This is a genomic window from Sphingomonas sp. MMS12-HWE2-04 (assembly GCF_044881185.1).
Lineage (GTDB): Bacteria > Pseudomonadota > Alphaproteobacteria > Sphingomonadales > Sphingomonadaceae > Sphingomonas.
Genome location: NZ_CP173254.1, coordinates 1,708,319 through 1,730,731, shown reverse-complemented (window position 1 = coordinate 1,730,731; position 22,413 = coordinate 1,708,319). Strand labels below are relative to the sequence as shown.

At 66.8% G+C, this 22,413-nt stretch carries 23 protein-coding genes; 13 read left to right on the top strand and 10 right to left on the bottom strand.

What is annotated here, in order from left to right:
- Nucleotides 1-42: 42 nt before the first annotated feature.
- Entirely contained in the window at nucleotides 43-1,365 is a 1,323-nt protein-coding gene (locus AB2M62_RS07715) for a bifunctional folylpolyglutamate synthase/dihydrofolate synthase (RefSeq protein ID WP_404339085.1), read from the top strand.
- 176 nt (nucleotides 1,366-1,541) lie between these two features.
- The gene (locus AB2M62_RS07710; protein ID WP_404339083.1) at nucleotides 1,542-1,970 is read left to right on the top strand and encodes a DUF6628 family protein; all 429 of its coding nucleotides are present in this window, start codon (nucleotides 1,542-1,544) and stop codon (nucleotides 1,968-1,970) included.
- Here AB2M62_RS07710 and AB2M62_RS07705 read toward each other — a convergent pair.
- From AB2M62_RS07705 to AB2M62_RS07695, 3 genes are read right to left on the bottom strand one after another with little or no spacing between them, the layout of a single operon-like run.
- Complete coding sequence (locus AB2M62_RS07705) at nucleotides 1,967-2,467, bottom strand: DUF2939 domain-containing protein (RefSeq protein ID WP_404339081.1); 501 nt, start codon at nucleotides 2,465-2,467, stop codon at nucleotides 1,967-1,969. The genes AB2M62_RS07710 and AB2M62_RS07705 overlap by 4 nt on opposite strands.
- The gene (locus AB2M62_RS07700) at nucleotides 2,464-3,222 is read right to left on the bottom strand and encodes a tetratricopeptide repeat protein (RefSeq protein WP_404339079.1); all 759 of its coding nucleotides are present in this window, start codon (nucleotides 3,220-3,222) and stop codon (nucleotides 2,464-2,466) included. Before AB2M62_RS07700 ends, AB2M62_RS07705 begins: the two co-directional genes overlap by 4 nt.
- Nucleotides 3,222-4,559 carry an AmpG family muropeptide MFS transporter gene (locus tag AB2M62_RS07695; protein WP_404339077.1) on the bottom strand — a complete coding sequence of 446 codons (1,338 nt, stop codon included), beginning with the start codon at nucleotides 4,557-4,559 and terminating at the stop codon, nucleotides 3,222-3,224. The genes AB2M62_RS07700 and AB2M62_RS07695 overlap by 1 nt, the downstream gene beginning before the upstream one ends.
- Before the next feature lie 178 nt (nucleotides 4,560-4,737).
- On the opposite strand from AB2M62_RS07695, the gene AB2M62_RS07690 reads away from it, so the two are divergent.
- Both AB2M62_RS07690 and AB2M62_RS07685 read left to right on the top strand, forming a co-directional pair.
- Nucleotides 4,738-4,863 (top strand): hypothetical protein, encoded by a 126-nt coding sequence (locus AB2M62_RS07690; RefSeq protein ID WP_404339075.1) that lies wholly within the window; start codon nucleotides 4,738-4,740, stop codon nucleotides 4,861-4,863.
- 4 nt (nucleotides 4,864-4,867) lie between these two features.
- A complete protein-coding gene (locus tag AB2M62_RS07685) occupies nucleotides 4,868-5,005 on the top strand; it encodes a hypothetical protein (RefSeq protein ID WP_404339073.1) in 138 nt (45 codons plus the stop codon).
- 3 nt (nucleotides 5,006-5,008) lie between these two features.
- On the opposite strand, the gene AB2M62_RS07680 is transcribed toward AB2M62_RS07685, so the two are convergent.
- On the bottom strand, nucleotides 5,009-5,443 hold the full coding sequence (locus AB2M62_RS07680; protein ID WP_404339071.1) for a response regulator: 435 nt from the start codon (nucleotides 5,441-5,443) through the stop codon (nucleotides 5,009-5,011).
- A gap of 121 nt (nucleotides 5,444-5,564) precedes the next feature.
- Between AB2M62_RS07680 and AB2M62_RS07675 the strand changes: the two genes are divergently transcribed.
- A complete protein-coding gene (locus AB2M62_RS07675) occupies nucleotides 5,565-7,031 on the top strand; it encodes a pseudouridine synthase (RefSeq protein WP_404339069.1) in 1,467 nt (488 codons plus the stop codon).
- The gene (gene rsmD, locus AB2M62_RS07670) at nucleotides 7,028-7,573 is read left to right on the top strand and encodes a 16S rRNA (guanine(966)-N(2))-methyltransferase RsmD (RefSeq protein WP_404339067.1); all 546 of its coding nucleotides are present in this window, start codon (nucleotides 7,028-7,030) and stop codon (nucleotides 7,571-7,573) included. The genes AB2M62_RS07675 and rsmD overlap by 4 nt, the downstream gene beginning before the upstream one ends.
- Here rsmD and AB2M62_RS07665 read toward each other — a convergent pair.
- On the bottom strand, nucleotides 7,570-8,862 hold the full coding sequence (locus AB2M62_RS07665) for an MFS transporter (protein WP_404339065.1): 1,293 nt from the start codon (nucleotides 8,860-8,862) through the stop codon (nucleotides 7,570-7,572). The genes rsmD and AB2M62_RS07665 overlap by 4 nt on opposite strands.
- 124 nt (nucleotides 8,863-8,986) lie before the next feature.
- Between AB2M62_RS07665 and AB2M62_RS07660 the strand changes: the two genes are divergently transcribed.
- A complete protein-coding gene (locus AB2M62_RS07660; protein WP_404339063.1) occupies nucleotides 8,987-9,166 on the top strand; it encodes a hypothetical protein in 180 nt (59 codons plus the stop codon).
- A 32-nt stretch (nucleotides 9,167-9,198) separates the two neighbouring features.
- Here AB2M62_RS07660 and AB2M62_RS07655 read toward each other — a convergent pair whose 3' ends face one another.
- The 3 genes from AB2M62_RS07655 to AB2M62_RS07645 form a co-directional block, all read right to left on the bottom strand.
- Complete coding sequence (locus AB2M62_RS07655; protein ID WP_404339061.1) at nucleotides 9,199-10,836, bottom strand: inorganic phosphate transporter; 1,638 nt, start codon at nucleotides 10,834-10,836, stop codon at nucleotides 9,199-9,201.
- A 69-nt stretch (nucleotides 10,837-10,905) separates the two neighbouring features.
- Nucleotides 10,906-11,091, bottom strand: coding sequence for a hypothetical protein (locus tag AB2M62_RS07650; RefSeq protein ID WP_404339059.1), 186 nt, complete (start codon nucleotides 11,089-11,091; stop codon nucleotides 10,906-10,908).
- Between the two features lie 110 nt (nucleotides 11,092-11,201).
- Nucleotides 11,202-12,401, bottom strand: a complete 1,200-nt coding sequence (locus tag AB2M62_RS07645; protein ID WP_404339057.1) for a phosphatidylinositol-specific phospholipase C domain-containing protein — start codon at nucleotides 12,399-12,401, stop codon at nucleotides 11,202-11,204.
- Nucleotides 12,402-12,746: 345 nt separating this feature from the next.
- Here AB2M62_RS07645 and AB2M62_RS07640 point away from each other — a divergent pair, with 345 nt between their 5' ends.
- The gene (locus AB2M62_RS07640) at nucleotides 12,747-15,059 is read left to right on the top strand and encodes an ATP-dependent helicase (protein WP_404339055.1); all 2,313 of its coding nucleotides are present in this window, start codon (nucleotides 12,747-12,749) and stop codon (nucleotides 15,057-15,059) included.
- A 4-nt stretch (nucleotides 15,060-15,063) separates the two neighbouring features.
- Here AB2M62_RS07640 and AB2M62_RS07635 read toward each other — a convergent pair whose 3' ends face one another.
- Nucleotides 15,064-15,411 (bottom strand): hypothetical protein, encoded by a 348-nt coding sequence (locus tag AB2M62_RS07635; protein ID WP_404339053.1) that lies wholly within the window; start codon nucleotides 15,409-15,411, stop codon nucleotides 15,064-15,066.
- A 193-nt stretch (nucleotides 15,412-15,604) separates the two neighbouring features.
- On the opposite strand from AB2M62_RS07635, the gene AB2M62_RS07630 reads away from it, so the two are divergent.
- Nucleotides 15,605-16,165 carry a glycine zipper 2TM domain-containing protein gene (locus tag AB2M62_RS07630; protein ID WP_404339051.1) on the top strand — a complete coding sequence of 187 codons (561 nt, stop codon included), beginning with the start codon at nucleotides 15,605-15,607 and terminating at the stop codon, nucleotides 16,163-16,165.
- Nucleotides 16,166-16,167: 2 nt separating this feature from the next.
- On the opposite strand, the gene AB2M62_RS07625 is transcribed toward AB2M62_RS07630, so the two are convergent.
- Nucleotides 16,168-17,217 (bottom strand): sensor histidine kinase, encoded by a 1,050-nt coding sequence (locus AB2M62_RS07625; RefSeq protein ID WP_404339049.1) that lies wholly within the window; start codon nucleotides 17,215-17,217, stop codon nucleotides 16,168-16,170.
- A gap of 193 nt (nucleotides 17,218-17,410) precedes the next feature.
- On the opposite strand from AB2M62_RS07625, the gene AB2M62_RS07620 reads away from it, so the two are divergent.
- The 4 genes from AB2M62_RS07620 to AB2M62_RS07605 all read left to right on the top strand — a co-directional run bounded on the left by AB2M62_RS07620 (nucleotide 17,411) and on the right by AB2M62_RS07605 (nucleotide 22,296).
- Complete coding sequence (locus AB2M62_RS07620) at nucleotides 17,411-17,995, top strand: hypothetical protein (RefSeq protein ID WP_404339047.1); 585 nt, start codon at nucleotides 17,411-17,413, stop codon at nucleotides 17,993-17,995.
- 468 nt (nucleotides 17,996-18,463) lie between these two features.
- Nucleotides 18,464-19,786 carry an MFS transporter gene (locus tag AB2M62_RS07615; protein ID WP_404339045.1) on the top strand — a complete coding sequence of 441 codons (1,323 nt, stop codon included), beginning with the start codon at nucleotides 18,464-18,466 and terminating at the stop codon, nucleotides 19,784-19,786.
- Nucleotides 19,783-20,703 carry a cysteine synthase A gene (cysK, locus tag AB2M62_RS07610; protein WP_404339043.1) on the top strand — a complete coding sequence of 307 codons (921 nt, stop codon included), beginning with the start codon at nucleotides 19,783-19,785 and terminating at the stop codon, nucleotides 20,701-20,703. The genes AB2M62_RS07615 and cysK overlap by 4 nt, the downstream gene beginning before the upstream one ends.
- A gap of 171 nt (nucleotides 20,704-20,874) precedes the next feature.
- A complete protein-coding gene (locus tag AB2M62_RS07605; RefSeq protein ID WP_404339041.1) occupies nucleotides 20,875-22,296 on the top strand; it encodes a cell wall hydrolase in 1,422 nt (473 codons plus the stop codon).
- The last annotated feature ends 117 nt before the right edge of the window (nucleotides 22,297-22,413 follow it).

Below are 22,413 nucleotides of genomic sequence, written 5' to 3'. Positions count from 1 at the left end.
CGCACCCGCCCCCAACCTCTCCCTTGAAAGGGAGGGGCTTTAATGGATTTCGCCACCTCCACCGATCCCGCAGTCCAGCGCCAACTCGATCGGCTGACCCTGCTCTCGCCGGGCGCCGACATCCTCGGGCTCGAACGCATCACCCGGCTACTCGATCGCGTCGGGAATCCGCAACTGCGGCTGCCGCCGGTGTTCCATATCGCCGGGACCAACGGCAAGGGGTCGACCTGCGCGTTCCTGCGCGCCGCGATCGAGGCGGCGGGGCACACGGCCCATGTCTATTCGAGCCCGCACCTCGTCCGCTTCAACGAGCGCATCCGCCTTGCCGGCAGCCTGATCGAGGATGCGGTCCTCGCCCCGCTGCTCGCGGAAGTGCTCGATGCCGGCGGCGATATCGGCGCTAGCTTCTTCGAAGTCACCACCGCCGCCGCTTTCCTCGCCTTTGCACGGGTGCCGGCGGATGCGCTGATCCTCGAAGTCGGGCTAGGCGGGCGTCTCGACGCGACCAATGTCATCGCCGATCCCGCCGCGACGGCGATTGCGCAGCTCGGTATCGATCACCAGGCGTTTCTGGGCGACACGCTGGGGCAGATCGCCGCCGAAAAGGCCGGCATCGCCAAGCCCGGCCGGCCGCTGGTCACGATGGCCTATCCGCCCGAGATCGCTTCGATCGTCCGCGCAGCGGCCGACGCCGCCGGCGCGACGGTCCGCAGCGAGGGCGAGGCATGGTCCTACACGATCGAGAACGACGCGCTGCTCTATCGCGACGCTCTGGGCAGCCTCGAAACCCCGCTTCCCGTCCTCGCCGGTTCGCACCAGCCTGCCAATCTCGCGCTGGCGATCGCTACGCTGCGCCACCAGGAGAGCATCGTACTTCCCAACTCGGCCTTCGCCGCGGCCGCCCGCGACGCGCGCTGGCCCGCGCGCATGCAGCGGCTCGGCGAGGGACCGCTGACTGCGCTTCTCCCGCCCGGCACTGCGCTCTGGCTCGACGGCGGGCATAATGCCAATGCCGCCGACGCCGTCAGCGCCGCGATCGCCAAGGAAGCCGCGGGCCGGCCGCTTCACCTGATCCTCGGCATACTCGACAACAAGGATGCCGAGACGATGCTGGCGCGCTTTGCGCCGCTTGCCGCCTCCTTTGTCGGCGTTCCGGTCGCGGGGCATGGCCATCACGCGCCGGCCGCCCTTGCCGAATCGGCGCGCGCACACGGCGTCGCGATCAGCGAGACCGCGCCCGATGTCCCGACCGCGCTCGCCCGGATTGCGGCCCGCGCCGCGGAGACGCCGGCAGTGGTGCTGATCCTGGGCTCGCTCTACCTTGCAGGCACGGTGCTTGCGGCCAATGGCGAGCTGCCGCGCTAGTCCGGACTACCCCGCTTTGCCGAACCCAAGTGGACCGCGAAGCTTCGCTGCGAATTCATAGGCTTGCGACATGCGCGTGCGTTAGCGCCCAATCGAGCGCTTAGCGCGATCTATTGCGATTGACTTGCAATAGCGAAGCAGCGAGACTTGCCCGACCACCCCAGCGGGAGTCGATGATGTCCACCCAGACCCTAACCGCCGCTCTCCCGGCGCTGCAGCCCGAGGATCCCGGCGCACGGCTGCTGCTGTTCGGAATCCGGCAGATGGGTGCGCACGGGCTTCACGACGCCTGCGTGGGGCATGCCTTCGTCACCGCATTCGGCAAGGGCTTCCAGCGCCCACTGGTGCTGCTGCGCGCACTGATGGCGGAGATGTCGGCGGCAGCGGCCGGGCCGATCCAGATCGCGCCCTGGTGCTGCCCGCGGATTACCGGCGCCGAATTGGCGCTGCTCGATGCGATGGCGCGCGTCCGGCTCAACCCCGCCTCGGCGACGATGCTGTTCGCGGACCTGCTCGGCATTCGCGACGCGAGCTCGGTCGCTGCGACCGCGCAGGCTCTGGCTTATGCTTTTGCCGACATGGCCCTCCCCCTCGAGGTCGCCTAGAGCGGAGCGCCTGCGGGCAGCCGCACCCCGGTGACCATCCAACTCAGCCCGCGCAATTCGAAGATCAGCTCGGGCCCGCGCCCGCTATCGGGGGTGAGCGCAAAGCGGCCGAACGCCTCGCGCCGCACGTGCATCTGCTTGGCGTTGGTCTCGAGCGGACGCGGCTGCGCCGCCTGCGCGACGCTCGCCGACGCGAAGACGGTGCGCATCCCCTCGGGCGTCACCAAGGTGTCGACGATCGGGTCGGACAGTCGCTCGGCAATCGCCGCGCCGATCGCCCCAAGGCCGGCATCGTCGCCATGGCCAAGCCGATTGCGCAGTTCGCTCTTCAGGCTCCGGCGCACCGACGGGAATTCGACCCGCGCGGAAATCGCCTCGAGATCGTTGGCGTCCGCTTCCCGCTTGAGCTGGAACAGCGTCAGATAGGGCGAACCCCAAGCCCAGCCGCCCGCCAGCGCTGCCAGCAGCACGACCAATGCGATGATCCAGCGCTTCATTGCACTCCCTTTGCCCGCAATCCGGCGAGCGCTTCCATGGCCCAACGATACATGCCCGCATCGGCTGCGCGCTGCTGGCGGTCCAGCCGCCGCATCCGCGCCTCGACTTCCTCGAGCACCGCCAGCGCCTTGCGCTCGCGCCCCTGCTCGATCAGCAGCGCGGCGTAGCGGCAGCGCGCCTCCTCGCCGGGGACGCGTGTGACGATATCGGCATAGAGGTTGAGCGCCTCCTGCTTGCGCCCGAGATGATCGAGGATGCGCGCGCGCAGCAGCGTCTGGCGATCGCGCTCGCTTTGGCCCAGCGGCGCCGGGATCGCATCGATCAGCGCCAGCGCCTCGGCCGCATCGCCGCACTCGAATAGCGACAGCGCAAGCTTGCCCTGGCTGCGCAGGTCGGGCTCGCCGGGAGTCATCGCGATGCTCTCGCGGTAGAGCGGCACGGCATCGTGGTGCCGCCCCAGCGCAGCGAGCGCATCGCCGAGCCGCAACCGGTTCGCAGCGGTATCGGCCAAATCGAGCGCGTCGCGGGCGCTGCGCAGTTCGCGCTCGGGATCGAGCCGGTCGATCGCCTTGGCGCGGACGGTGCGGACGTGGCGGTTGGTGCCGAGCCCGGGCAGGATTTCGACGACGAAATAGGCGAGCGCACTCACCACCGGCAGGAAGATCAGCGCGGTCAGCCACAACGGATTGCGCCCGGTGCGCATCAGATGGACCACGCACGCCACCTGCAGCCCGATCACCAGCAGATAGGGCATCAGGCCGCCGCCTCGCCGTCGCGCGCGTCTCCTTCGCCGATCTTGCCGGCCGTGCCGATCGAACGGTCGACCAGCCCGGTGCGCATCATCCACCAGAACAGCACCACGCCCGGGAGCGCGACCACGGTGGTCAGCAGGTAATAATCGACATAGCCCATGGCCTCGACCATCGCGCCCGCCGTCGTGCCGGTCAGCACCCGGCCGACCACGCTGGCGCCGGCAGAAATCAGCGCATATTGCGCCGCGGTGTAACGCAAATCGGTCAGCGCGGCGAAATAGGCGATCACAGTGACGCCGCCGATGCCGCTGGCGAAATTCTCGAAGCCGATCGCGCCGGCCATGCCGAGATTGCTGTGCCCGGCCGCGGCCAGCGCCGCGAAGCTGGCGTTCGAGATCGCCATCAGGATCAAAGAGATCAGCACCGATCGCTTCATCCCCAGCCGCGCATAGAGAACGCCGCCGACGAAGATGCCGATCAGATAGGTCCAGAAGCCGACGCCGACATCGTAGACCGCGATCTCGTCGTTGGTGAAGCCCATGTCGTTGAACAGCAGCCGCACGACGAGCTGGCCCAGGGTGTCGCCGATCTTGTGGATCAGGATGAACAGCAGGACCAGCAACGCGCCTTCACGGCGGAAGAATTCGAGGAACGGCCCGACGATCGAGGCGCCGATTTCGCCAAGCCCGCGCCGCCCGGTCGGTTCGCGGTGGCGCTTTGGCTCGCCGAGCAGCAGCCCGGTGAGCATCGCCGGCAGCGCGAACGCCGCGCAGGCGAGATAGGCGACGGTCCAGCCCATCCGTGCAGCCAGCACCAGCGCCAGCGCGCCCGCGGCGACCGAGCCGATCCGCCAGCCATATTGGGTCATCCCAGAGCCCACGCCCATCTGGCGCGGCTGGAGCGTCTCGATGCGATAGGCGTCGATCACGATATCGAAGGTCGCGCCGGCAAGGCCGACCAGGATCGCCGCCGTCACCGTCGCCGAGATGCTCGCCGCCGGATCGACCAACGCAAGATTGATCACCGCTGCGATAACCAGCGCGCCGGCGAACACCAGCCACGAGACGCGCTGGCCCAGCCGCCCGAGGCCCGGCAACCGCACGCCATCGACCACCCAGGCCCAGAGCGGCTTCAGATTATAGACGAGGAAGGCCAGCGTGAACGCCGTGATTGTCTTCTTCTCGATCCCGCTCTGCGCCAGCCGCGAGGTCAGCGTCGCGCCGATCATCGCATAGGGAAAGCCCGAGGAGATGCCGAGCGCGAACGCCGCGAGCGGCTCCTTTTCGACATAGGGTCTGATGCTCGCGAGCCAGCCACTCGTCGCGCGCGTATCGGTCATAGTCTCGTCTGTCCCTCCCGGCATGCGGCGGAAACTAGCCGAAAACGCGCGGAAGGATAGCCACCGGGTGGCAGACACCCCCGGAAAGACCGCAATACGAACTTCTCCGGAGCGACGAACCCCTGCCGGGCCGGTATCATCGCACTACAATGAAATAGCTTATCCAGGACCAAATCCGATGACCCCGCTCACTCCTGTCGATTACGCCCATCCGATCGAGATCCCCGAAGTCGCCGCGCGGGTGACGGTGTCGTTCGCGATGCTAGCCTGGGTCTTCGTTGTCCTCACGCTGTTCTGGCACTGACGTCATGGCGCTGCCCCAGCCCCCTGTGCACCTGCTTGAAGCCACCAGCGATGGCCGCATGCCGCCGCTCACCGGCATCCTGCTCGCCGCCCCCACCTCGCTCCTGCTATGGGCCGCGATCCTCACACCCTTTTTGCGCTGACCCTCAGGCCGGATTAGCGAACAGACTGAAGCTGCTCGGCAATCGACGGGGCGGCTTCGCGCCCTCGATGATCCGCTCGATCGCAGCGATTGCGGTGAGCAGGTCGCGCTGCGGATAGGGTTTGGAGAGGCATCCCGAGCCCAGCGCGCGCGCTTCCTCGGGCAGATGGCCGGTCACGAACAGGACATGGATGCCGCGCCCGCGCGCCGCGCGCGCCACTTCCACCCCGCTGCCGTCGGACAGATGGACGTCGACAAGGAGCAGGTCGATCGCCTCGGCCTCGCTCAGCGCCGCGAGTGCGGAGGTCACCGAATTGACCGTGCCGACGATGTGGAACCCTTCGCCGATCAGGAAATGCTCGGTATCGAACGCCACCAGCGGCTCGTCCTCGACCACCAGCACCCGCTCGATCAACCGCTTCTTCTTCCCGAACAGCATCGCTTGATTTCTCGACCCAACTCGCGGGGTTGCACCTCGCCCCCGCAGCGCTAACGCGCGAAAACCCTTTCAGCGCCGCAATAATTTTTGCCCCGCCCGGCATAATCGCTATATCGCCGCAGTGCCCCCATCCAAGCCCAATGAACCGCAGCGCATCGCGAAGCTGCTCGCCCGTGCCGGAATCGCGTCGCGCCGCGAAATCGAGCGCATGATCGCCGACGGCCGTATCGCCATCGACGGCCAGACGCTCGACACCCCGGCGACGACACTCACCTCGCTCCACGGCGTCACCGTCGACGGCAATCCCGTCGCCGATGCCGAGCCTGCGCGCCTGTTTCGCTATCACAAGGCCGCCGGGCTGCTCACCGCGGAGCGCGACTTCACCGGTCGCCCGACCATTTACGATCGTTTGCCGCCCGGGTTGCCGCGGGTGATGCCGGTCGGGCGGCTTGATTTGAACACCGAGGGGCTGCTGCTGCTTACCACCGACGGCGAACTCAAGCGCGAGCTCGAGCTGCCGGCCACCGGCGTCGAACGCAGCTATCGTGCCCGCGCCTATGGCCAGGTCAGCCAGCCCCAGCTCGAGGAGCTGATGCTCGGCGTCGAGATCGAAGGCGTGCGCTACGGCTCGATCAACGCCAATATCGAGCGGCGCACCGGCGCCAACGTCTGGATCGAGATGACCCTGACCGAAGGCAAGAACCGCGAAGTGCGGCGCGTGCTCGAATATCTCGGGCTCGAGGTGAGCCGCCTGATCCGCACGCGCTATGGCCCCTTCTATCTCGGCGATCTGCCGCCCGGCGATGTCGACGAGATCCGGCACAACGATCTCTCGACGTTCCGCACCGTGCTGTCCAAGCCGGGCGGCGGCAAGGCAGCGTCGAACCTGCAATTCTCGGTGCGCGAACGCGTCGTCGCGACGCCCAAGCCGCAGCCGGTGATCGAGCCCGACCGCCGCCTCCGCCGCGCGCCGGTCAAAGCCGCGCCGGCACCCGAGCAAGGCCCGCGGTTCACCCCGCGCGCCACGCCCGCGCCCAAGCGGACCGAGGGAGCCGAGAGGCCGTCGCGCTTCGCACCACGCGGTCCACGCGCCGAAGCCGCGCCGGACAGCGCCGCGCGCTTCGGGCGCGGCGCTGCTCGCGGCGACAAGCGCCCAGAGGCGGCCGGCGAGAGGCCTTCGCGCTTTGCGCCACGCGGCGAGCGCGCCGAAGCCGCACCCGACCGGGGCGCTCGCTTCGGCCGTGGCAGTGCCCGCGCCGACCAGCGTCCGGAGGGCGCCGGAGAGAAGCCCGCGCGGTTCACGCCGCGCGGCGCGCGTCCCGAAGCCTCGGCATCCGCCCAGCCTCCCCGTTTTTCGCGCGGCGCGGCCCGTCCTGACAAGCGCCCCGACGCGGGCGACGGTCCCCGCAAGACGCTGAAGCCGGGTAACCCGGCCCGCGCCGAGCGCGCGCGGGCCCATCGCGAGACGCAGGAGCCGCGCGCCGGCGACATCGTCGATCGTCCGCGCGGGCAGCGCCCGTCGCGCGGTCCCGCTGGGGGGCGCGGCAAGCCGAGCAAGCCCGCCCGGCCGCCGAGGACGCGCAAATGAGGGTGATCGCCGGCCAGTGGCGTGGCCGCCCGCTCGTCGCGCCCAAGGGCGACGCCACACGTCCCACCGCCGATCGCACCCGCGAAGCGCTGTTCTCGATGCTCGCCAGCCGGCTTGGCAGCTTCGAAGGGCTTGCTGCGGCGGATCTGTTTGCCGGTTCGGGCGCGCTCGGTCTCGAAGCGCTGTCGCGTGGCGCCGCCTCGTGCCTGTTCGTGGAGCAGGACAAGCCTGCGCTGGACGCGCTGCGCACCAACATCGCGAAGCTCGGTGCTAGCGGCGCCGAGGTCCGCGCCGGATCGGTGCTCGCGCTCGGCCCGGCGCCCAAGCCGCTCGACTTGCTGATGATGGACCCGCCTTACGGCACCGGCGCCGGCGTGGTCGCGCTGGACAAGCTTGGCCGACTCGGCTGGACCGGTCCCGCGACCTGGATCAGCATCGAGACCGCGAAAGCCGAGGAAATCGAGCTGGCAGGCTTCGAGATCGACACCAGCCGGGTGCATGGCAAGGCGCGGCTGACGCTGCTCCGGATGGTAGGGGCTTAAGGCTCCAGCACCACCGGCCGGGCGCGTTCGCGGACACGCAGCACCAGCAGCGCGACCAGGCTGAGCAGCGAAGCGCCGGCAAGATACAGCCCGACCGGCGTCAACCCGCCGCGTTGCGCGAGCGCCTGGGCCACCACCGGGGTCAACCCGCCGCCGAGGATCCCGGCGAGATTGAACGCCAGGCTGACGCCCGTATAGCGCACCCGCGCCGGATAGAGGCTCGGCAGCCAGGCGCCGAGCGGGCCGTAGACGAAGCCCATCACGAACAGCGCGAAGGCCAGGCTGGCGAAGATCCAGCCGAGCGATCCCGAGCCGAGTCCCGGCGCGAGGATGAGCCCCGCCACCACGGCGCAGACGCATCCCCAGGTCAGCACCCTCGCGGGACTCGTCCGGTCCGACCAGATGCCCGCCAGCGTGATCCCCACGGCCATGAACAGGATCGAACCGAGCTGGATGCCTAGCATCACTTCACGGTCGATCTTCAGCGTAGTCGTGGCATAGCCGAGCGCGAAGGCGGTCGCGATGTAATAGACCGCGAAGCAGGCCACCGCGCCGAAGGTGCCGCCGATCGCCGCGCCCAGATGGTCGCGCAGCAGCTCCCCCATGGGCACCGCCGGCGGCGGGCCCTCCTCGAGCACCTGTGCGAATGCCGGCGTCTCGGCGATCTTGAGGCGGACCCACAGCCCGAGCCCGACCAGCACGATCGACAGTACGAACGGAATGCGCCAGCCCCAGGCGAGGAAATCGGCCGGGCTCATCCACAGTCCGAGGAGCAAGAACAGGCCATTGGCGGCGATGAAGCCGATCGGCGCGCCGAGCTGCGGCACCATGCCGTAGCGGCCGCGCCACCCCTCGGGCGCGTTCTCCACGGCGAGCAGCGCCGCCCCGCCCCATTCGCCGCCAAGGCCAAAGCCCTGGCCGAAGCGCAGCACGCACAGCAGCACCGGCGCCCAGATGCCCGCAGTGGCATAGGTCGGCAGAAAGGCGACCAGCAGCGTCGATCCGCCCATCAGCATCAGGCTGGCAACCAGCGTCGATTTGCGCCCGATCCGGTCGCCATAATGGCCGAACACCCAGGCGCCCACCGGCCGCGCGACGAAAGCGACGGCAAGGCTGGCATAGGAAGCGAGCAGCTGGATCGAGGGATCGCCTGCCGGGAAGAATAGCGGCCCGAACACCAGCGCCGCGGCAGTGGCGTAGATATAGAAATCGTAGAATTCGACCGAGGTGCCGACCAAGCTCGCGAACAGGATGCGGCGATGCGAGGCGGTGGCGGGGGCGTGATTCACGGGCTTCTCCTGTCGCGCGGCTATGCGGGAGCCCGGCGCCCGGGAGCAAGGCCATTCATCACTGCGACAGTTTCGGCGCTGTATCGAAACGCCAGGCTCACGCACGGGACAAGGGAGTCGGGCGATGCGGCAATCGGCAACGCGGCGCTTTCTGGTGGCGCTGATCTTCGCGCTCGCAATGGGCGCGCTCGTCGCGGTCTGGAACCCGATGGACCATGTGAAGTCCGATCTGCGCGCCGACGCGCACGGCCTCAAGTCGAGCCTGAAGGTCGCGGCCCACGCGATCGAGAAGACGGACCTCTAGCGCGGCCTTGTTTCGCAGCGCATCCCAGGCGCTTAGAGCCCGAACACCCGCACGGCGTTGAGCATCACCCAATAGAGCCCGCCCGAAAGCGCCATCGCCGCGGGCAGCGTGAGCAGCCAGGCGAGCGCAAGGTTGCGTACGGTACGCGCCTGCAGCCCCGATCCGCTCGCCACCGAGGCGCCGGCGACACCGCTCGACAGGATGTGGGTGGTCGAGACCGGCAGCCCGAAGCGGTCCGCCGCCAGGATCGTTCCCGCCGCGACCAGTTCGGCTGAGGCGCCCATGCCATAGGTCATGTGCTGCTTGCCGATCTTCTCGCCGACGGTCACGACGATCCGCTTCCAGCCGATCATCGTGCCGAGCCCGAGCGCCAGCGCGACGACGATCTTCACCCAGAGTGGGATGAAGCGCGTGCCCTTCTCCAGGCTCGCCTGATAGTCCTTGAGCGCCTGGATCTCGGTTGGCTGGAACCCGTCGGGCTTCTTGGTCGCAAGGCGCGTCGTATCGAGCACGAGATACATGTCGTTGCGCACGTTCGACGTGGCCTCGGCGGGGACTTTGCTTAGCGAGCCATAGCTGGCGACGCGGTCTGTGAGGTCGCGCGAGACGCTTTCGAGCGCTGCGAAGACCTCCGGTCCCTCGGCCTTGCGCTGCTGCAGGGCGTTGGTCAGCACCCCGCGGGCCTGCTCGACCGGCAGTTCGATCCCGCCGCTGCGTGCATCGAACGTCGCGGTCGCGATATTGGCGGTCTGGACGAAGGCAGGCGTCGCGCTTTCCGGCAGTGTGCGGTTGAGGGCGTATGCAGTGGGCGCGCAGCCGATCAGGATCAGCATGATCAGCCCCATGCCCTTCTGGCCATCGTTCGAGCCATGGCTGAACGAGACCGCGGTGCAGGTGAAGATCAGCAGCGCGCGAATGCCGCGTGGCGGCGGCGCATCGCCTTCGGGGGCCTGGTACAGCTTGGGGCTGCGCAGCACCATTCGCATCACATAGAGCAACAGCAGCGCGGCGAAAAAGCCGATCAGCGGCGCCATCCACAGCCCGGTGAGCACCTTTTGCGCCTGGCCCCAGTCTACCCCGGCGGTGCCGCCGCGCGATCCGGCCTGGATCAGCTGGTTCGCAAGCCCGACGCCGAGCACCGAGCCGATCAGCGTGTGCGACGACGAATTGGGGAGCCCGACATACCAGGTCGCCAGGTTCCAGATCACCGCCGCGAGCAGCAGCGCGAAGATCATCGCGAACCCCGAGGCCGAGCCGACATTGAGGATCAGGTCGACCGGCAGCAAGGTGATGATCGAATAGGCGACGGCGCCCGACGACAGCATCACGCCCAGGAAATTGAAGAAGCCCGACCACACCACGGCGAGATGCGCGGGCATCGAGTTGGTGTAGATCACCGTCGCGACGGCGTTGGCGGTATCGTGAAAGCCGTTCACGAACTCGAAGCCGAGCGCGATCAGCAGTGCCAGCCCGAGAAAGGCGAACACCCCCAGGGCGAGCTCCTCGCCCACGCCGCGAGTGTCGGTGAGCACGCTCCACCCGGCAAACACCAGCCCGGCCGCGACGATGACTGCGAACAGCAGCTTGGCGAGGGGGTGGGTGTTATAGTCGAATTGCGGGCTCCGAGGCGTTTCGGCCGTCGGAGCCTGGTCCATTGCGAGCGTGGCCATGATGGACGCGGCTCTGGCCGTCGCGTGTGACAGCCTGATGACAGGCGCGTTACAGCTCGGCGGCGCGACTCACGAAAAGCAGGTGGTGTTGGTGATCTTGACCACCTTGCCGCTGGCGTCCTTCTCCTCGTGCCGGCCAGGCTCGCACTGGGGTTTGGCATTCTCGGTCTGGCCGGTGCGCCACGCATAGAAGCCGGCAAACACCGCGATTGCGAGCACTATCGCCAGCCGCAATTTCCGGTTCCGCCAATGCATGTGTTCCTCCACTCGGGCCTGTCGACGCCCATATGCGCATCGGTCGCCCGAAGCCAAGCGGGAGCGCGCGGACAAGCCGGCGAGGATGCGCTCCCCGCCGGCCGCCAACGTCAATTATTGCTGTCGATCAGCATGCGTATGAGCGCGTGGTCGGCGGGATATTCGGGGAAATCCATTATCACCGCGCCATAGCCGCCCCTGGGGTTCTGGCTCAGATAGGCGTGCAGATAGGTGTTCACTCCGGTTCCGCCATTGCCCTCGGCGAAGTCGATCGGGCTTTGGCTCCCGGGATCGCCGGTCGCGCTCGCATAATTGACCAGCCAGGTTGCCGTCGAACTGGGCGGTTTTAGGCCCTTGTCGAGATAGTCCCGCACCAGGCCCCATTTGGTGTCGATCTTCCTCTGCAGCGAGCTCGTCGAGCCGCCGAACTTGTAGACGTCCTGGATCTCCAGCGTCAGACCGTCCGGAGTGACCAGCGATCCGGTCGTATCCTCGGGCCATCCCGACGAACAGTCGATCCCGGGCAGATTGGCGTGCCGAGTGACGAGCACGATATGGGTTCGCGCACCCGCCAGGCTCGGCATGCTCGGCCCGTTGAGGAACAGGTCGGGATATTGCTTGGCATATTGCGCGAAGATCGCATTGGCGGCGGCGTCGAAGTCCTTGTCGGGGACGGAGTTGAACGGATTATAGTTGCGGTTGACCAGCATGACGATCGTCTCGCTGGGGTTGCGCAAGAGGAACACCCGGCACACTTCAATGATGTCGTCTGCAAATGTGAAGTCGCTGCCCGACGTGCCGTGATAGATTCGCAGGTCGTATCGGTTCTTCGCGCTGTTCCACACCGGTTCGAGCCGGATGTCGATGAAGCGGATGCCGCGACACAGTTGCTCCGCCAGCGTCATCGTCTGGCACTGCGAGGTCTCGCCCATCTCCGAGGTGCCGGTGTCGTGCGTGCCGGGCAGCGTGAACTGGTTGAGCGGCGTGGTGTCGGGCTTGGTTGTGACGCTCATCCAGCGCTGGGTGCTCGTGACGTCGGTCAGGGTGTAGGTCACCAGGCCATCGGGATAGACTTTGGTGATGGCCGGATCGTGGCGGGTCCAGCGGAACACGCCAATTGCCGTAACTGGCGAAGGCCCGCTCGGATAATAGACCGGCAGCCATTGCGGCGGATCGATATGGCGGAGCACTGCATCGGTGACGCCGCTGAACGCGACCGTGTCGCCATTGCCGAAGCTTATCTGATATTCGACTTCCCCGGTTCCCTTGCCGTCTTCGAAATCAACGACGGCGTCGGTGAACTTATGCATCGGGAGGTCCATGTCTCCCCAAACGCTGCTCGAGTCCGTCCCGACATTCTCATGGGGCGTCGTGAAGAAGCTTTTGAACTGGTTATAAGAAATATCTTTCGTCTGGTAGATGATTTGACCATGAATTGCAGGTGATGTCATATGGTTATCGAATTGCAGTCCGCTTCTCTTCATGCCATTTCCCTTCGAATGCAACGCTGTTGAAATGAACTATCCGACAACTCGACGTTCTTCTTTATAATTACGTTTCCGGAACGAATAGGCTAGCTTCCGCATGCGCAGGACTTCCCGCTCGGCTCGCCTTCAGCGCTTGCCCGAGCCGCGCGCGTTCTCTAACTGTTCGCCATGAGTCTTCCCGCGCCCGCCCTTGACGACGCCCCCTATCTGCGGGGCCTGAACGAACCCCAGCGCGAAGCTGTGCTGACCACCGAGGGTCCGGTGCTCGTCCTCGCCGGCGCGGGCACCGGCAAGACCGCGGCGCTCACCGCCCGGCTCGCGCACCTGCTGTTCACGCGGAAGGCCTATCCCAGCGAGATCCTGTCGGTCACCTTCACCAACAAGGCCGCGCGCGAAATGCGCGAGCGCGTCGGCCGGCTAGTCGGCGAGGCAGTCGAGGGAATGCCGTGGCTCGGCACCTTCCATGCGATCGGCGCCAAGATGCTCCGCCGCCACGCGGAACTCGTCGGGCTGCAGAGCAACTTCACCATCCTCGACACCGACGACCAGTTGCGCCTGTTGAAGCAGCTTATCACCGCCGCCGATCTCGACGAAAAGCGCTGGCCCGCACGCGCACTGGCCGGATTGATCGACGGCTGGAAGAACAAGGGCCTCACGCCCAAGGACCTTGATGCCGGCGAGTCCGAGCTCTACGCCAATGGCCGCGGCCAGGCGATGTACGCGGCGTATCAGGATCGCCTGCGCACGCTCAACGCGTGCGATTTCGGCGACCTGCTACTCCACATGCTGGTGATCCTAAAGACCCACCGCGACGTGCTCCAGACGTATCAGCAGCGCTTCCGCTACATCATGGTCGACGAATATCAGGACACCAACAGCGTCCAGTATCTCTGGCTTCGCCTGCTCGCCCAGGAGCGCAAGAATCTGTGTTGCGTCGGCGATGACGACCAGTCGATCTATTCGTGGCGCGGCGCGCAGGTGGAGAACATCCTCAAGTTCGAGCGCGACTTCCCCGGCGCCAAGGTGATCCGGCTCGAGCAGAATTATCGCTCCACCCCGCACATCCTCGCCGCCGCCTCGGGCGTGATCGCCAACAATGGCGGCCGCCTCGGCAAGACCTTGTGGACCGAGAAGGACGCCGGCGAGAAGGTCAAGGTGCTCGGCATATGGGACGGCCCCGAAGAGGCGCGCCGCGTCGGCGAGGAGATCGAGAGCCTGCAGCGCGGCGGCACCAGCCTCGACGATGTCGCCATCCTGGTTCGCGCCCAGCACCAGACCCGCGAATTCGAAGACCGCTTCATCGCGATCGGCATGCCCTATCGCATCATCGGCGGCTTCCGCTTCTACGAGCGCCAGGAAATCCGCGACGCGCTCGCCTATCTGCGCGTCGTCGCCCAACCCTCCGACGATCTCGCCTTCGAGCGCATCGTCAACGTCCCCAAGCGCGGCCTCGGCGACAAGGCGCTGGCCAAGGTCCACCAATATGCGCGCGCGGAGGGCCTGCCGCTCACCCATGCCGGCGCGCGCATCCTCGACACCGATGAACTGACACCCCAGGCCCGCCGCAGCCTGGGCACTCTGATCGGCGACATCGCCCGCTGGCGCTCGATGGGCGACACCCTTCCCCATCCCGAGCTTGCCCGCATCATCCTCGACGAGAGCGGCTACACTGCAATGTGGCAGGCCGATCGCACCGCCGAGGCTGCCGGGCGCCTCGAAAATCTCAACGAACTCGTCCGCGCGATGGAGGAATATGAGAGCCTCACCGCGTTCCTCGAGCATGTCAGCCTGGTGATGGACAATGAGGGTGCTGCCGAGGAGCCCAAGGTCACGATCATGACGATCCACGCCGCCAAGGGGCTGGAATACGACACCGTGTTTCTGGTCGGCTGGGAAGAAGGCATCTTCCCCTCGCAACGCGCGCTCGACGAAGGCGGGCTCGCCAGCCTCGAGGAGGAGCGCCGCCTCGCTTATGTTGCGATCACCCGTGCGCGGCGGCTCGCCACGATCCTCCACGCCGCCAATCGCCGCATCTATGGCCAGTGGACCTCGTCACTGCCCAGCCGCTTCGTCGCCGAACTGCCCGCCGAGCATGTCGACCAGGAAAGCACGATGTCGGGCGGCGAGAGCCTGTGGCGCGCCAATTGGTCCGAGCGCTCCGACCCCTTCGCCGACGTTGCCCGTGGCACCGGCCGTGGCCCGGGCTGGCAGCGCGCTGCGGGCATCGACGCCAAGAACCCCAGCGGCGGCTTCACCGCGCGCACCTTCACCCGCGAACCCGCGCGCGTGCTGGAAAGCCGGGCGTCGGCAGTGAGCTTCGGCGCCAAGCCCCGCGCGGACCTGTCGCTGGGCCAGCGCGTGTTTCACCAAAAATTCGGCTATGGCATGATCGCCGAGATCGAAGGCAACAAGCTGGAGATCGACTTCGAAGTCGCCGGGCGGAAGCGGGTGATGGATAGTTTCGTGAGCGTAAGCGAATAGTGCTTCAGCCGGCTGCAGGTTCGACCTGCATCAGCGTCACGCCCTGATATTTCTCGAGGGTGGGATCGAACAGCGCGCTGATCGTGAATTCGCGTTCGAGCAGGGTCAGGTCCTTCAAGCCGTCGAGCTTGAAGGTGCCCACTTTCTCCTCGCGCGGGATCATGCCTTCGCGCACGATGACGACGCCGTCGATGTAAAGCGCGTCGCCGCGGCTGTAGAGCACGTGCGGTGCCAGGATCATCCGGGTGCGGTTGTAAGTCGCCGAGAGGCAGCGCAGGCGGACGATCGCCTCGAGCGCCATGGGCACGGCGTTGGCGGATGCGGCAGGATCGGGTTCGAGACTCAACTTCATCCCCTCGCTTTCGCAATTATGTTGCGTTGCAGCAAGAGCCGATCGACCAGCGGCGTGTCTCAAAAGGCGAAGTGTGCATCCGCGTCACCCCGCGTTCATCGTAACGCTGCCAGATCGACTTTCACCGCGGATGGGGGAACTCTTGTGGCCCCCATCGGTCTCCATGTCTAACCTGTTTCAGGAGAGCTGCCACATGAAACGCCTTTCGCTCGCCGCGCTTGCCGCCGCGGCCACCTTCACCGTCGCCACTGCCGCTCCGGCCTCGGCGCAATCCTCCACGGCGCGCTACAATGGCGGCGCGCAGGACGAGGAGGCGCGCTTCGACGCTGCGCAGCGGCGTTTCGATACCGAATATGAAAGCTTCCAGGCTGCGCTCGAGCGCTATCGCCAGTTCCGCTCGCGCGGTGGCTATGACAATCGCCCCGGCTATGACAATCGTCCGCCCCAGACCGGCTATAACGACCCGCGCGACGACGAATATTACGACGCCTCGCGCGATTACCGTTCCGGCAACTACCAGGAGCGCGTGCTCACCCAGGACGACCGCGTCTATCGCGGTAATGACGGCCGCTATTATTGCCGTCGTTCGGATGGCACGACCGGCCTGATCGTCGGCGCCGCCGCGGGCGGGCTGTTCGGCAACATCATCGCGGGCGGGCGTTCGCGCACCGTTGGCACCCTGCTCGGCGCCGTAGCCGGCGGCGCGCTCGGCAGTTCGGTCGATCGCAACAACCAGCAGGTTCGCTGCCGCTAAGCCTAGCGCTCGTCGAGGTCGGCCAGCGGAACCCGCAGGTCGACTTCGACTCCGCTGGGGGGATAGCGGCGTTCGACCCGACCGCCGCCCATCAGGCCCATGTCGATCAGCCGCGTGCCGAAGCCAGTGCGCCTCGGCGGATCGACCGGCGGGCCGACCCGTTCGCGCCAGCACAGCGCCAGCATCTCGCCCTTGGCGCTCGGCTCGATGTGCCAGTGCAGCGCCACGCGGCCCTCCGGTATCGAGAGGGCGCCATATTTGGTGGCGTTGGTGGCGAGTTCGTGGAGGATCAGCGACAGGCGCAGCGCCGCCGATGAGCCGAGCGCGATCGCCGGTCCCGAGACGTCGAAGCGCTCGCCGTGCGTCGCAAGCAGGGCCTCCGCAAGGGTTGCGAGCGAAGCGTTCTGCCAGCTGCCCTGCGCAAGCGCGTCGTGCGCGCGACCCAGCGCGACAATGCGCTTGTGAAACGCCTCTACTGCGTCGCGCTCGGTAACGTCGCGCAGGGTACGCTGCGCAATCGACTGCACCATCGCCATGGTGTTCTTCAGGCGATGGGCGAGTTCGTCCCGAAGCACTTCAGCAGTCTGGCGGGCACGAACTGCCTCGGTGGTCTCGATCACCGTGTCGAGCATGCCGGCAACCGTGCCGTCGGCGAGCCGCACCGGAGAGAAGCAGAAGGTGAACCACGCGGTTTCGCGCTCACCGCCGCGCTCCAGTTCGAGGGCATGATCCTCGATAAAGGTGGACTTGCCGGCAAACGCGCGGTCGACGAGCGGGCTGAGTTGCCCCCAGACCTCCGCCCAGATCACTGCAAAGTTACGGCCCAATGTATCAGGCTTCGCCCGCAGGATGGGCGCGAATGCATCGTTATAGATGGTAACCAAATGCGGCCCCCAGACCAAGGCCTGAGGAAAGCGCGATTCGAGCACGAGGCATACGGCCGAGCGCAGCTCTGGCGGCCAGGTCTCGATCCGCCCGAGCGGGGTTGACGCCCAGTCGTACGCGAACACAGCGGCGCCCATGGCCCCCGCGCCAGGCGCGATGGCGAACAAATCATGGCCTTCGCCCCCGGTGTTCAAATCGCCCCCAAACTTTCTTTGACGGTTAGACACTTAGCTTGATGCTGGCATAGCGCATGCCTTGGGGCACGCCTTAATTTGCATCAAAGTGCAACTATCGCGTTGCAGGGACTGGCATATTTCCGTGCGGACCCCAATCCGGCCTTTTCCTGAGGCCCACATTCACGTGGAAAAAGCCATCCTCGCGCAAATGGGGGCAAGGAGATTAGCAATGCCCTTCGACCAGTTGTTTATCCGTCACGGCCGCATCTTGCGCAATCTCGAGACGTTCGAGATGCTGGTCGCTGGCGCGCATCCGGCACAGGTCGATGGGCTGGCCGACCATCGCTGGGCCTTCACCCGCGACCTGCTGATCCACTTCGCCGAGATGGAATTGAACGTGTTCGGCCCGATGATGCGCGATAGCCGAATCGAAGCCCAGCAGCAGGCCGCGGCGGCCAGCGCGGCGACTTCGGCGCTGGTCCGCGACTTCCGCGAGCACGTAGCGCGATGGCATGGTTTCCCCAAGGCGGACCAATGGGACACTTATCGCCGCGCGATCCTGCAATTGACTCAGCGCATCCGCGCGCGGATCGATGCCGAGGCGGTGGATATCCTGCCCTTGCTGCCAGCCCAGCCGGAAGGCGGCGGGCCCCGCAATACAGGAGAGAGCTACGCTGCAGAGGCGTGGAAGATTCGCGGCGTGATCTATTCGATGCACCACAAGCCGATCGTCGAGCGTATCGACTCGTTCGACGAGGACGCGGCCTGAAAGTCGATACCGCAAGCCCCAGGTCACATTTGGGTCACACTATCCGCACCCTGTACGGCATCGAGCATCCTGCATTTCTCGAAAATCAAATCCCGATCCCGCAAGCGCTGCCTGATCTTCGGCGCAACAAGTTCAGCCGGTGCAATCCTGCTTCACAGGCCCAGGCGGCCGGTTCGGTTTCCCGAATCTCGGCCGCCGTGCACAAGCCCGCGCGCCGACGGGGCTTAGTGCCAAAAGATCAGCAGGAGCAGGATGATCGGGATCGGCACGCCGATCAGCCACAACAAGATACCCTTACCCATGATCAAGCTCCTGATTTCGCAAGCGTGATAACCACTCGCCGGTAACTGAGTTCCCGCCGCCTTTGTCCGATGAACTCAGGTGCGTAAGCACGGAACTTGCCAAGATTGGCCGGCGCCCGAGCAATCGATCGTTGCGATGTGGAGAGGGAGGCGCCAAGAGCATGGCATGCCGCGCCATCCCTTCGCCGTCGCCAACTTCCGCGCTTACTGGGTCGCGCGCCTTGCCGCCACGCTGGGGCAGATGGCGATGGTGATCGTGATCGGCTGGCAGGTGTACGACATCGCCCGCGAGACGATGACGATCAAGGAGGCCGCCTTCCAGCTCGGCATGATCGGCGTCGCGCAATTCCTGCCGTTGCTCTGCCTCTCGCTGTTCGCGGGCTGGGTCGCCGACCGGATCGACCGGCGCTGGATCGCGCGCGGCGCGGTCTCGCTTGAAGCGTCATGCGCGCTCACCCTCGCCTGGCTGACCTATAGTCATACGATCACTTTGCCCGCGCTGTTCGGCATCGCCGCACTGCTCGGCGTCGCGCGGGCGTTTGCCGGGCCGGCGCTCGGAGCGCTCGCACCCAATCTTGTGCCCAAGGCGATCCTGCCGACCGCGATCGCGCTGAGCTCGGTCTCCTGGCAGGTCGGCACGGTCATCGGGCCGGCGATGGGGGGATACCTCTATGCCGGCGCGGACTGGCTTCCCTATGCCGTCGCGGGGGGTCTGTTCCTGCTCTCGCTGCTGATGCTGATGCTGATCTCGCCGGTGCCTGCCGCCGCGCGCAAGTTTACCGGCAGCCCCTGGGCGCAGATGATCGACGGACTCCATTATGTCCGGCGCAACCGGCTGGTGCTCGGTGCGATCTCACTGGACCTGTTCGCGGTGCTGCTCGGCGGCGCGACGGCGATGCTGCCGGTCTATGCCCGCGACATCCTTCAGGTCGGCTCGGAGGGATTGGGCCATCTCCGCGCCGCGCCCGCCGTCGGCGCCGTGCTGACCGGACTGGTCTTCTCGTGGCGCCCACTCAAGAAGGATGTCGGCACCAAGATGCTGGTCGCGGTGGCGATCTTCGGTGCGGCGACCGCGGTGTTCGGCCTCTCGGCGCCGCTTCTGCTGCACCTCTACGGCGCGGGCGCGATCGGCGACGACCTGGCGCCTGCCGTCGTGCTTGCGCTGCTCGCACTGTTCATCCTCGGTGCTGCGGACATGGTCTCGGTCTATGTCCGCCAATCGCTGATCCAGCTCTATACGCCCGACGACATGCGCGGCCGGGTCGGCGCGGTCTCCACCCTGTTCGTTTCCGGATCGAACGAGCTTGGCGAGGCCGAATTGGGCTTCCTTGCCGCGCTGATCGGGCCGGTCGCCGCAGTGGTGGGCGGCGGTATCGGCGCGATCCTTGTCACGATCCTATGGGCCAAGCTATTCCCCGAGCTCAGGCGGGCTCGCACTTTCGATCCTCCGGCCAATCTCGAAGTGCCTCCCAAGGAGATGACGACATGAAGGCGAATTCGGTTCTCGAGACCATCGGCAACACCCCGCATATCCGCGTCAACAAGCTCTTCCCCGGCGCCGAGGTGTGGGTGAAGTCCGAGCGATCGAACCCGGGCGGCTCGATCAAGGACCGCATCGCGCTCGCCATGGTCGAGGCGGCGGAGAAGGACGGCAGCCTCAAGCCTGGCGGCACGATCGTCGAGCCCACCAGCGGCAATACTGGCGTCGGGCTGGCGATGGTCGCCGCGGTCAAGGGCTACAAGCTGGTCCTGGTGATGCCCGAGAGCATGAGCCTCGAGCGTCGTCGGCTGATGCTGGCCTATGGCGCGACCTTCGATCTTACCCCACGCGAGAAGGGCATGAAGGGCGCGATCGAGCGGGCACTGGAGATCGTCGAATCGACGCCCGGCGCCTGGATGCCGCAGCAGTTCGAAAATGCTGCGAATGTTGACGTCCACTCCCGCACGACGGCACAGGAGATTCTCAACGACTTCGCCGATGCCCCGATCGACGTGGTGATCACCGGCGTTGGCACCGGCGGGCACATCACCGGGGTCGCCGAGACGCTCAAAAAGGCGTGGCCCAACCTCAAAGTCTATGCCGTCGAGCCCGAGCTTTCGCCGGTGATCTCGGGCGGGCAGCCCGGGCCGCACCCGATCCAGGGCATCGGCGCGGGCTTCGTTCCCAAGAACCTCCACACCGACGCGATCGACGGGGTGATCAAGGTCGACGCTGCGGTTGCCAAGGACATGGCCCGCCGCGCCGCGCGCGAGGAAGGCCTGCTCGTCGGGATCAGTTCGGGCGCGACGCTCGCGGCGATCCTGCAGAAGCTGCCCGACCTGCCCGACACCGTGCGCGTGCTCGGCTTCAACTACGACACCGGCGAGCGCTATCTGAGCGTTCCGGACTTCCTGCCGGAGAGCTGACCGGACCCGATTGCGGCGGCGGGCGGGCGTTTCGCCGCCGCAATGGTTCCTTCTGCGGCGGTTCTGCGTTATGGGCGGCGACGCTATCGCATGGAGCCGCTTTTGCCTGTCTGCCCCCTTTCCGACGATCGCCGCTGCGCGCGGCAGGGCTGAGCGACGGCACCCATGCTAATGCAATCCGAACCTCCCCTTGCCGCGCGTGCGGCCGCCCCCTCCCCGCGCCCGATACTTGTCGCGCTGGCGGCGCTGATCGGGCTCGTCGCGATCGCTCTACCGCTATGGCTGGTGCTGACCACCGAGCGCGTAGTCGTCCACAAGCGGCCGCCGGTGGTCGTCTCGCAGCGCGTGGTGCCGAAGCAGGAACTGCCCCCGGTCGAGCCGGTCGAGCTCCAGCAGGTCGCGCCCGAGGATGCCAAGGCAATCAACGCCGCGGTGCCCTTCTCCACCTTGCCCAACCCGGCCGCGCGCGCGTTCCGGGTCTTCGGCAGCGAGGATAGCCGGGCGCGGGCGATCGACTGCCTCGCAGCCGGGGTCTATTATGAGGCCGGCGATGACACGACGGGCCAGCGCGCAGTGGCGCAGGTGATCCTCAATCGAGTCCGCCACCCCGCGTTTCCCAAGAGCGTATGCGGCGTGGTTTTCCAGGGCCAGGAGCGCAGCACCGGCTGCCAGTTTACCTTCACCTGCGACGGCGCGCTGCTGCGCTATCGCCCGACCGAGGCGGCGTGGAAGCGCGCGGCGGACGTGGCGCGGCTGGCGCTCACCGGCTCGGTCTACAAGGCGGTGGGCCATGCGACGCATTACCATACCGATTGGGTAGTGCCCTATTGGAGCGCCAGCCTCGAAAAGATCACCGAGGTCCACACGCATCTGTTCTTCCGCTGGGCGGGCTGGTGGGGCACCCCGCCCGCGTTCAACCGCGGCTATACCGGCGTGGAGCCCAATATCCCCAAACTCGCACGGCTTTCGAGCGCGCATATCGGCGACGGCAGCGAGGATGGGCTTGCGCCGCTGCTGGAGGGCGACGGATCGATGGTCGATCCCGCGACGATTCCCGATGCGGCGGTGCCCAAGGCGGCGGGCACCGGGCTCGACGCCAACCACTTCCTCGTCACGCTCGACCGCAAGATGAACCCTGACGCCTTTGCCGCGCTGGCGATCAAGACCTGCGGCGAGCGGCTCTATTGCAAGTTCATGGCGTGGACCGATCCCAAGCAGACGCCGGTTAAGCTGCCGGCGACCCAGGCGCAATCGGCGGCGCTGTCGTTCAGCTATCTGCGTGATCAGGCGCAGGGCTATGCCAAGGCGCTGTGGAACTGCCAGCAGTTCAAGCGGCCGAGCCCGCTGCAATGCATGCGCATTCAACCGCCGGTGGTGACTACGCCGGCTGTCGACCCGTCGCTGCCGCCCCCGTCGATGGCCACGCCGGCTACCGGGCCCGCGGCGCTGAGCGGCGTGCGGCGCAAGACCGACGCGGCGCTTCCCGCCGCAGTGGCGACGCCCGCCGCCAAGCCATCGGTGAACTTTACCCTGCCCGCGCCACGGCCCTCGCCTACGCCGCGACCCACGCCGGTAGGCGAATCGCGCCAATAGCCAGGCTTCCGGCCTGGCGCGGACCAGGCCATCTTTGCCGAGGCGCCGTCGGCGGCAGACCGCATGTGCTCAACGGCTAGGCTGCACCCCAGCCTTTCGCCGGGGTGCAGGATCGCA

What these genes read in the sequence shown, in the direction of transcription:
- AB2M62_RS07715 (WP_404339085.1), top strand. Translation starts at nt 43, where the DNA reads ATGGATTTCGCCACCTCCACCGATCCCGCAGTCCAGCGCCAACTCGAT.
- AB2M62_RS07710 (WP_404339083.1), top strand. Translation starts at nt 1,542, where the DNA reads ATGTCCACCCAGACCCTAACCGCCGCTCTCCCGGCGCTGCAGCCCGAG.
- AB2M62_RS07705 (WP_404339081.1), bottom strand. Translation starts at nt 2,467, where the DNA reads ATGAAGCGCTGGATCATCGCATTGGTCGTGCTGCTGGCAGCGCTGGCG.
- AB2M62_RS07700 (WP_404339079.1), bottom strand. Translation starts at nt 3,222, where the DNA reads ATGCCCTATCTGCTGGTGATCGGGCTGCAGGTGGCGTGCGTGGTCCAT.
- AB2M62_RS07695 (WP_404339077.1), bottom strand. Translation starts at nt 4,559, where the DNA reads ATGACCGATACGCGCGCGACGAGTGGCTGGCTCGCGAGCATCAGACCC.
- AB2M62_RS07690 (WP_404339075.1), top strand. Translation starts at nt 4,738, where the DNA reads ATGACCCCGCTCACTCCTGTCGATTACGCCCATCCGATCGAGATCCCC.
- AB2M62_RS07685 (WP_404339073.1), top strand. Translation starts at nt 4,868, where the DNA reads ATGGCGCTGCCCCAGCCCCCTGTGCACCTGCTTGAAGCCACCAGCGAT.
- AB2M62_RS07680 (WP_404339071.1), bottom strand. Translation starts at nt 5,443, where the DNA reads ATGCTGTTCGGGAAGAAGAAGCGGTTGATCGAGCGGGTGCTGGTGGTC.
- rsmD (WP_404339067.1), top strand. Translation starts at nt 7,028, where the DNA reads ATGAGGGTGATCGCCGGCCAGTGGCGTGGCCGCCCGCTCGTCGCGCCC.
- AB2M62_RS07660 (WP_404339063.1), top strand. Translation starts at nt 8,987, where the DNA reads ATGCGGCAATCGGCAACGCGGCGCTTTCTGGTGGCGCTGATCTTCGCG.
- AB2M62_RS07655 (WP_404339061.1), bottom strand. Translation starts at nt 10,836, where the DNA reads ATGGCCACGCTCGCAATGGACCAGGCTCCGACGGCCGAAACGCCTCGG.
- AB2M62_RS07650 (WP_404339059.1), bottom strand. Translation starts at nt 11,091, where the DNA reads ATGCATTGGCGGAACCGGAAATTGCGGCTGGCGATAGTGCTCGCAATC.
- AB2M62_RS07645 (WP_404339057.1), bottom strand. Translation starts at nt 12,401, where the DNA reads ATGCATAAGTTCACCGACGCCGTCGTTGATTTCGAAGACGGCAAGGGA.
- AB2M62_RS07640 (WP_404339055.1), top strand. Translation starts at nt 12,747, where the DNA reads ATGAGTCTTCCCGCGCCCGCCCTTGACGACGCCCCCTATCTGCGGGGC.
- AB2M62_RS07635 (WP_404339053.1), bottom strand. Translation starts at nt 15,411, where the DNA reads ATGAAGTTGAGTCTCGAACCCGATCCTGCCGCATCCGCCAACGCCGTG.
- AB2M62_RS07630 (WP_404339051.1), top strand. Translation starts at nt 15,605, where the DNA reads ATGAAACGCCTTTCGCTCGCCGCGCTTGCCGCCGCGGCCACCTTCACC.
- AB2M62_RS07615 (WP_404339045.1), top strand. Translation starts at nt 18,464, where the DNA reads ATGCCGCGCCATCCCTTCGCCGTCGCCAACTTCCGCGCTTACTGGGTC.
- cysK (WP_404339043.1), top strand. Translation starts at nt 19,783, where the DNA reads ATGAAGGCGAATTCGGTTCTCGAGACCATCGGCAACACCCCGCATATC.
- AB2M62_RS07605 (WP_404339041.1), top strand. Translation starts at nt 20,875, where the DNA reads ATGCAATCCGAACCTCCCCTTGCCGCGCGTGCGGCCGCCCCCTCCCCG.